Raw genomic sequence first — 7,141 nt, 5'->3', positions numbered from 1 at the left:
CAAGACAAGAATTAAAAATTAGGGATAGCTCAGAATTTCTAGATAATCCAGATAAAATAACAGAACCTATTAAATGGGATTTAGATATTGAAGTGTTTCCAAAAGATATCGATAAATGCAATATAGAGATTAAGAAATTTGATAGAAAGAAAATTAAGAGTAAAATTAGTTCATTTGAATCTTTAAAAGAAAGCGATTTCAATAAAGAAATCAAAGAGTTTATTTTAGCTCAAAACCCTTTGTATCAATCTATAGCTCGATCAATTTATCCTGTTATGGGTAATTATTCTTTTCAAATAGAATCAGATTTAAAAGGAGGAGAAACTTTCAACATAGTACCTGGTAAAGTACGAGAATTAGAAGATTCAGCTACTCCACCTGGAATAAAGAAAGATGGATCTGGTTTAGCTACGACACTGTATGCGATGAAAAAAAGTAGATCAACAATAGTTGATAATAATACTAAATTCTGGTACATGTTTGAAGACAATTTGAGAACTTATGATCCTGGCACTCTTATCAAAATAATTTCATACTTAAAAGCAGCAAACGCTACTATAACTTCACTAGACGTAGATAATGATCCATTTAATAATAAGCTTAGAGTACAAATAACTGTTGATTCGGGAGGATATAAAGCTGTCTTGCCATTATCATCGATGTCTGATGGGACAGTCAAATGGCTAGCATTAATAACTGCGATATTGACTTCCAAAACTATATTTTCTATAGAAGAACCTGAGAATTTCCTCCATCCTTGGATGCAGGCTGAGATTACTTCTATTATGAGAGATCACTTACAAGAAAAAAAAGCAGATTCATTGGTTCTTATGACAACACATAGTGAATCTATACTAAATCATGCTTACCCCGAAGAGATAATAATAGTAGATTTAGTTGAGGGGAAAACTAAAGCAAGAAGGATTTCTAATATATTAGCTATTAAAGAGGAAATCTCTAATTCAGGTTTTGGACTAGGTCATTTTTACTTTTCAAACGCTTTAGTTGATGAATAATCCTGCTTTCATTGTAGACGGTTTTACTGAGTTAAAAATAATTCAAGAAATATGTCCAGGTAGACCAGTTAAGCGAACAGATTTAAATGGTAAGGATGTTACGATTATTGCTATAGCTAAAAAAGTTTCTTCTTTGATAAGATTATTGGGTAATAGATACTATCCAATAATTCTTCTTGTTGATAAAGAAAAGCGAGAAATATCTTTCGAAGATATGGCGCAACAGCTTCGTCAAGCCTTAGTAAATGAAGGAATAACGGACCAAGATATTAGAATAGGTGTTGCAGATAGAATGATTGAAAATTGGATAGTTGCAGATTGGGAAGAACTAACAGGAAGTTTAGAAAATGTTCCAGAGGACACCGATGGAATTCACGGTGCAGGAATAATAAAAAATATCAAAGGAAGTTATAATAAAACTACTGATGGTGTACAGTTATTTAGGTCTGCTAGACAAGTTTTTATGTACCAGCGCTCCGCTAGTTTTAGGTACTTCATCAATAATATAGATGGCATACCCTGTGGCTATTTAGCTTTTGATCGAGCGTAAATTAATTTGATTTGTTGCCTGCTAAGGATTTGTTGTAGATCTAGACTCTTAACATTTATTCTATAGTATAGAAGGTGTCTTTTGTGGTAAACTTTCGTTATTGATTTGTTTGTGCTTATATACTGCTACGTATTCACCTAAGCAGAATAAAATGTTATTCAGTGAAACATGTTTTGTCAAAATAGGTGAATAGCAAGAGGAACATAAATTGAATGGCTAATAATAAGAAAGGTATGTTAACTCCTGCAATAGTTGCAATGATTTTTGGATTTATCGCTCTCGTAGGTAACTATATAGTGACCAAAATGCAAGAGAATAACGACGACCTTGATAAAAAAGAAGTACTTAGCAAAACACAGGGTGTTGAAAATAAAATAGATTTAACAAATGACTATTTATCAGCAAACAACTCTTTTTGCTATGCTGAATTATTAATGTCAGAGAATTCTAATAAAGCAGAAATTACTATAAAGCATTGCGGAAAATATGCTCTTAGTAACTTAGAATTATCAATAGTAAATACAGATTATGCTTGCTTTTCTATAGAATCAACTATCGCAGATTTTGATGGTTATGTTGAAACATCATCTAATAATTTTGGTCCTTATAATGTAATTTCAGAAGAAAGGAAGTTTGTTGGAGGAATCAAGACTGTAAGTAAGTTAGAAAAACACTTTAATCTACGTTTCACGTCGAACAACAAAGAATGGTTTCAACGAATAGTGTTACGAGAAAATAAACCTATGTTGACTTACGACTGGGCCACTCAAGTTTACAAAATGGAGGATGGAAAGGAGGTTATATTAACTCAAGGGACAGACGTAGTTATGGATAGAGAATTTTCAGTTGGAAAAATCATTACAACAATGACTAGTACAGGCCATACTAGACGAGTCGTACTTAGTAATTTATGGGACGGCTTTCTATTAAAAGAAGGGGAAAAAACGCCTTGGGATAAAAGATGTAAAGTTCACTACGATGGTCATATTGTAATCTCACCGTTCGAATAAGTTTTAATTGTTATTTTTCTTTCTTGGTTTCCAATCCAAATATTTTTGCTGTGTAACTACCTAAGTTCTTTACTTTACCATCAACCACTTTTGATTGAATATCATATAGCTGTCGATTTATGATTTCTACCGAATGTGTAGATAGTATTTGGTTGGCCTGATCAACTCTTAGTCTGAATTGTTTTACTAGCCGTTCGTGTAAAGACGATGTCTGAATCGGATCAGGCTTGGCTTGATAGAACACTTCAAATTCCACTTCGATGACTGGTTTGCGCCCCCGTCCTGGCCGATCTCCGTATATAGGTTTGTAAGTAAAGGTGACGTCTGTGTGACCGTTAATCTCTCTTGTGGCTACGTCTAATACTCTCATCTGAAATTTGGTCCAATCTGGATAGATGTCTTTGCCCGTCTTCGGATCAATAATTCCAAGCATATTTTTCAACTCTATCAAATCACGTTTGAACGTCTTGTTCTGCATATTCTTATACATGCACAAGAGTTCATATACTCGCTTAGCGTAGGCCGAATTGAGCGAGATAGCAGCAACTAGCTGAATCTTAGTAAACCGTTGATTTAAGTCAACATAAAAAGGTCTTACTTTTTGCGATAGCTCAAGCTCAATAATGCCAGTACCCGTTTTATACTCTGCTGATGCAAAGAAGCTGGCTTGCAAGAGGTTTCCGCTAGGTAAAACAGTTTGAAACACTCTTCCTACAAGCTTTTCAGTAGCTCTTTTATAGGCCTCAAAGTTTAATTCGTCTGAACCAGTTAGAGCAGCCATTTCTTTGACTGAAACTTGATACATTTTCATGGGAGAGTCTTCTTTACGTACTTGCGCGACCACCATGTACAAAATGTTTTTTTCTGTTTCAGTCATTTCATACCGAGCCACAGTGAGAACATTATCTTGCCAAATTTCGACTGATTTACTCATTTCGATTGATTTTTAGGCAAATATAAAAACATACGTTAAAAACAGACAGGTTTTATTAAATGTATGTTTATTACCGACCAAACGTGTGTTTATTAAGTCAGTTTCACCGACCAAACGTGTGTTTATTAAGTCAGTTTCACCGACCAAACGTGTGTTTATTACCGACCAAACGTGTGTTTATTAAAGTTATCCACACTATAACTACATGATTAATAGATAGTTATAGGTCTTATTTTTATCTTTCAAGAGATTAACAAGAGATATTTGAAATACACAAACACTTGTCTCGCGCGTGATCGCGTATGTGCGCGTGTGGGGGTCGGCTTACTAGGAAGTGATTTGACAGGTACGTTTTAGAGAGCTAATTATCAACTGAAAAAAGAGTTAGAAAGGGGAATAGAACAAAAAAGCAGCAAAGTGATCAAAAAAACAGAGCGACCGAATGGCGAAAACAAAGCGCGAAGCGGTCTTATTAAAGAGCAAGCGGGAATTACGCTACGCGATAATTCTTGCTTGCTCTACGAGGTCACCGTATTGATAATCAATATGTTATGAATAAATATTTTAATTATAGAATAAGCAAAAAGTATATTTTCTTTTAAAAAAGCTCTTATTTAGCGTTTAGAAGCCTACATTAGTATATTCTAACGCTTATATATGGACAAGATTGCGAATAAGTCGGTTCGCTTCGGTGGTGATACTGATTTGAAATTCAGCAAGTTAAGTGAAAAGCTAGGTCGCTCTAAGCAAGAGCTGTTCGGTCAAATGGTGGACTATTTTTACAAATCCCAGAAAGATCCGGGCGATCTCAACGACGAATTGCTCAAGAAAGAGCTGGGTCAGGGCATCAATCGGATCATTTCCTTCATCAAGACTCAGGAAAAAGAAGCCTTGACGCCCCTGATGGCCGACCAACGCCAGTTACAACGTCAGTTGAGTGGTTTGCTGGATCAGTTTTCAGCCTTTTTCCACTTCGACGAGCAACGCTACATCCACGGCTTTTATCTCAAAAGCCAGGGAGAGCGCCAAAAAGAAGGCCAAACCTTGGCCGACCAGCAAGACAAACTGTACAAGCATCAACAGGATATGGCTGCAGAGCTTCAAAAACTGCTCTCAGAGGCACGAACTCATCAAAGTGAGGGAAAAGCACATCGCGAAGGAAAAAACGTCTTAAAAGCCAAGTTTCGTGCTCTGTTAGATACCTACATTCAGCAACGAGAGGCCCTGAATGCCCTAACCAATGGTCGAGCCGTGAAGGATTTGCAAGAGCACATCCGCAATCAAATAGACAATCTGTAATCGTTTATCCCCTTTCCAACTATGCCTCACATCAACATTACCGCTAGCAGTAGCGGCAGCAATACTGGCAGCTGTGGTCAACTGGTGGAGTACCTAGAGAAAGAAAACAACCTAAAGCCTGAACACAAGGCCGAATTGTGGTTCAATCAGAGTCGTGACGATCTACGCCCTTACGAGGTACGCCAAGACATTGACAGCAACACAGCCAAGCTCAAACAGAGTGAAGCCAAGTTCTACCTGGTCAACATCAGCCCCTCCCAGAAAGAACTACAGCACATTGGCAACGACCCCCAGAAGCTCAAAGACTACACTCGTCGTGTGATGGCCGAGTACGCAGCCAACTTTCAGAGGGGGTTGGGCCCTGACGATGTGAAGTGGTACGGCAAAGTCGAGTATAATCGGGGCTACAAGTGGACCGATCCGGAAGTGAAGCAGGGAATAAACCAGCGTGGAGAAGCCAAAGCAGGCCACCAGATGCACGTGCAGATTATTGTGAGCCGTAAGGACAGCCATAACCAAAGGTTACTAAGTCCGATGACCAACCATCGAGGAAGTGGCAAGAGCGAGGCCCACGGCCAGAAGTTCGGCCAGTTCAACCGGGTCGAGTTCAAAGAACGCAGTGAGGCGACCTTTGATACCCAACTGGGCTACCGTCGGGAGTTGGAAGAAACCTTCCGGTATCAAAACACCATGAGCAACGGCACGACCCAGGAGCGAGTAAATATGACGCTGGAACTGCGGGCGGCTGAACAGGCCCGGCAGCAGCAGCTCGAAGCGGCTTTGCGTCAAGTTGAGCAACTGCGGTTACAGGCTGAGCAGGCCAAGAAGCAAGAATTGGCCCAACAGCAGCAACAGATTATCCAGCAAGAACAAAAGCCCAAGAAAGGGATGAGCTTAGGAATGGGATAAACCGTCTTGTTGTGTTTTTGCGTTTCTACTGAAGGGATTAGTACGCCATGTTCGCTTCACCGTCAGGGCAGCCAACAGGAAATCCAGGAGTGCGATTACGTCCATTGCTTTTTGGGTTAAATGTAAGCCAAAGCTATTCAGCAAAACTACCCTTTTCGCCCCACTGTTTTTTGTACTATTTTGAGGGGTGTTGTATAATGTATCTTATGTTATGTGATTATATTAAGATTAATCACTACACAAAATTGTAAAAAATAAACCTAAGAGCGATTGGGAAAAGATGATATCTGATTAGCTTTTTGAGTTTTGATTCTATTACTTTGTATTATTAACTAATCACAAAAAAACCCTCGCGGATACGAGGGTCTTTTGGCGGTTTACTGGTGTAAAATGACTTTCAGAAGCTCGGCCAAAGCATAGATGAAAGTCGCACCGGCGGTCAATAGTTGGACCACCAAACCAACTACCCGTTCAATGGTCTTACCTTTGAAACGGGGCAAACTATTGTTCACAAAACAAAGATGGCGGTTTTGCGCGAAAACGCAAGCCGCCATCTTTGTTTTGTGAAAAAAAATTTTGTGACTACCTTACGATTCAGAATTTATTTAACAAATATCAATTTTTTCGAAATAAAATTTGGTAAGGGGCAAATAATATATAATGTAAAATAAGCGTTTTTAGTTAACTGTCTGATTATGAGAAGTTAACATGATTATAGCTATATGATTACGTTATGAATAGTACTAAACAACTATATGCTAATCTGGTAATGTCTCTTATAAACAGTTATACAACGATTTCTTTGTTAAGGGACAAAAACAAGATTACGCTTCGTCAATTGTTGCCACATCCTGAAAACAAGAATTTGTTAAAAGAGAAAGTAAACTTATACATTTGACCTCTTCAATATTGCATGCAGTAAAGTGATGTCACATTCAAGCTTTATAGATCAATAATATGATAACTAAGATAGAAGTAGATGGCTTCAAATCATTACGTGAATTTGAGTTGCACCTACATAAAGGATTAAATATTCTCGTCGGTCCTAATGGATCTGGAAAAACTAATATTATCCTATTTTTTGAGTTCTTGTCTAATATAGTCAACAACCAAGTGGGAAATGCGATTAGTTATGTGGGCGGTGCTGGATCCATATTCCACAAAACGGATAGAGACAAATATTTGGATAAAATTACATGTAAGATATATGGATCATTTCAGACTAAATTAAAAACATATGTCGTATATGAGTATAGTTTTGAAATAAATATATCTTTTGAAAAAGATAACGTGTTTTATTCAAGACAAGAATTAAAAATTAGGGATAGCTCAGAATTTCTAGATAATCCAGATAAAATAACAGAACCTATTAAATGGGATTTAGATATTGAAGTGTTTCCAAAAGATATCGATAAATGCAATA

At 37.5% G+C, this 7,141-nt stretch carries 7 protein-coding genes; 6 read left to right on the top strand and 1 reads right to left on the bottom strand.

Going from position 1 to position 7,141, the window contains the following annotated elements; all coding sequences use genetic code 11:
- From M0L20_RS30020 to M0L20_RS30010, 3 genes are all read left to right on the top strand, one after another.
- Nucleotides 1-1,016, top strand: a 1,016-nt coding sequence (locus M0L20_RS30020) for an AAA family ATPase (RefSeq protein WP_248481024.1), incomplete at its 5' end; no start/stop codon positions are given.
- Nucleotides 1,009-1,566 (top strand): DUF4276 family protein, encoded by a 558-nt coding sequence (locus M0L20_RS30015; RefSeq protein WP_248481023.1) that lies wholly within the window; start codon nucleotides 1,009-1,011, stop codon nucleotides 1,564-1,566. The genes M0L20_RS30020 and M0L20_RS30015, both read left to right, overlap by 8 nt.
- Nucleotides 1,567-1,778: 212 nt before the next feature.
- A complete protein-coding gene (locus tag M0L20_RS30010; RefSeq protein ID WP_248481022.1) occupies nucleotides 1,779-2,576 on the top strand; it encodes a hypothetical protein in 798 nt (265 codons plus the stop codon).
- A gap of 10 nt (nucleotides 2,577-2,586) precedes the next feature.
- On the opposite strand, the gene M0L20_RS30005 is transcribed toward M0L20_RS30010, so the two are convergent.
- Entirely contained in the window at nucleotides 2,587-3,510 is a 924-nt protein-coding gene (locus tag M0L20_RS30005; protein WP_248481021.1) for a replication initiation protein, read from the bottom strand.
- Between the two features lie 657 nt (nucleotides 3,511-4,167).
- On the opposite strand from M0L20_RS30005, the gene M0L20_RS30000 reads away from it, so the two are divergent.
- From M0L20_RS30000 to M0L20_RS29990, 3 genes are all read left to right on the top strand, one after another.
- On the top strand, nucleotides 4,168-4,809 hold the full coding sequence (locus M0L20_RS30000) for a BfmA/BtgA family mobilization protein (protein ID WP_248481020.1): 642 nt from the start codon (nucleotides 4,168-4,170) through the stop codon (nucleotides 4,807-4,809).
- Between the two features lie 21 nt (nucleotides 4,810-4,830).
- Nucleotides 4,831-5,718 carry a DUF5712 family protein gene (locus M0L20_RS29995; RefSeq protein WP_248481019.1) on the top strand — a complete coding sequence of 296 codons (888 nt, stop codon included), beginning with the start codon at nucleotides 4,831-4,833 and terminating at the stop codon, nucleotides 5,716-5,718.
- Nucleotides 5,719-6,675: 957 nt separating this feature from the next.
- A partial coding sequence (locus tag M0L20_RS29990; protein ID WP_248481018.1) for an AAA family ATPase occupies nucleotides 6,676-7,141 on the top strand: 466 nt, incomplete at its 3' end.

Source organism: Spirosoma liriopis (assembly GCF_023196085.1).
Lineage (GTDB): Bacteria > Bacteroidota > Bacteroidia > Cytophagales > Spirosomataceae > Spirosoma > Spirosoma oryzicola.
The sequence above is the reverse complement of the archived record's forward strand: the minus strand, read 5'-3'. Positions and strand labels throughout refer to the sequence as shown.

Bases quoted from the DNA above. Each gene is read 5' to 3' on its own strand.
- M0L20_RS30005 (WP_248481021.1), bottom strand. From the start codon at position 3,510: ATGAGTAAATCAGTCGAAATTTGGCAAGATAATGTTCTCACTGTGGCT.
- M0L20_RS30000 (WP_248481020.1), top strand. From the start codon at position 4,168: ATGGACAAGATTGCGAATAAGTCGGTTCGCTTCGGTGGTGATACTGAT.
- M0L20_RS30015 (WP_248481023.1), top strand. From the start codon at position 1,009: ATGAATAATCCTGCTTTCATTGTAGACGGTTTTACTGAGTTAAAAATA.
- M0L20_RS30010 (WP_248481022.1), top strand. From the start codon at position 1,779: ATGGCTAATAATAAGAAAGGTATGTTAACTCCTGCAATAGTTGCAATG.
- M0L20_RS29995 (WP_248481019.1), top strand. From the start codon at position 4,831: ATGCCTCACATCAACATTACCGCTAGCAGTAGCGGCAGCAATACTGGC.